Source organism: Paenibacillus sp. y28 (assembly GCF_037137075.1).
Taxonomy (GTDB): Bacteria; Bacillota; Bacilli; order Paenibacillales; family NBRC-103111; genus JBBBNV01.
Window position 1 is genome coordinate 1 of the sequence record NZ_JBBBNV010000100.1, and the last position, 1,234, is coordinate 1,234.

Sequence of the window (1,234 nt, forward strand, 5' to 3'; positions counted from 1 at the left end):
ACCCCACTTATTTACAGTCAATCCACCGCTCTTGGACGGCTACCACCACGTTCTTATGAGCTTTCGAAATTCAGGTTAAACATAAGATTAGCCAATATTCTCGCCGCGGCGCATAAACTCCCCCAACCGGAAGTGTGATATAATGGAATGAGAAATAACATTGTGAGGTGTTATACATGCAGTGGCAAGAGGTTCGGAACATTTACCCTGATCAGTATGTACTACTTGAAATTTTAAATTCACATACGCAAGATAGTGTTCAATATGTTGACGAGGTCGCTTTGATCCGAGCAATCCATGATCCTGACGAAGCAACTCAGGAGTTATTAAAATGTAAAAACAACAACATCGTTTATCACACCGGCCAAGAAAAGATAGCTATTGAACTAAGAAAAAATCCGTTATACAGGAGCCGGTAAGATGCAGATCGATCTGGTCGATAATTTACTGCAAACATCAATGGTACTAACTTACAGAGGGCGATCCCTAATAATTGATAATTTGGTCATTGATACCGGCGCTGCACATTCTTTCATCTCCTCTGACATCGTATCAGATATCGGGATCAAGTTTGAAAACGGAGATAGGCTAGTACGAAGCTTTGGGATCGGTGGAGACGAATATTCATTTATAAAGCAAGTTGATCAAATCCAGCTTGGTGATATCGTTCTAAATGACGTTAAATTAGATTTCGGAGTGTTTAATGAGGATATTAATTACATTAACGGCTTAATTGGATTAGATATTCTGAAAAGCGGCAATATGATCATTGACCTTCATCAGATGCAAATGTATCCCGCAAACTCCAAATAGCAACAAGCATACACAATAATCTCTTGAGGAAATTATTGTAAATTCGGAAAGTGGTAGTTGTTCTTTCCAACAAACCCGGAAACAGTGCAACTTGGGAGCATAACCACAACAATAAAAATTTATTGCCACGCTCTCCATACTGCCGATAAGCAGCTGGCTGATAAATTCGATTCTTTTACATCTAAAACCGCACAAGGACAATAACGAAGACGCCTAGGAATTTCCCGGCGTCTTCGGTTCGTTTAGGCAGAGATCAGGTCTATTTTTACTCACATTCCGCACCCCTACGACTCTGAAAATAGCGAATTTTGGTGTATGCTAGAGTTCTAGAATCGAGAGTCGGATCAGGAGTGGATACAACGATGCAAATGGAAAATTTCTATGAAGTCGGTTATCTGCCGTTACTCAGCGGCATCATGAA

1 protein-coding gene is annotated in these 1,234 nt (G+C 40.4%); it reads left to right on the top strand.

The window, feature by feature from the left end; all coding sequences use genetic code 11:
* The first annotated feature begins 420 nt into the window (after window positions 1-420).
* Window positions 421-813 (top strand): retropepsin-like aspartic protease, encoded by a 393-nt coding sequence (locus tag WBG83_RS22450; RefSeq protein ID WP_336747622.1) that lies wholly within the window; start codon window positions 421-423, stop codon window positions 811-813.
* Window positions 814-1,234: the final 421 nt, after the last annotated feature.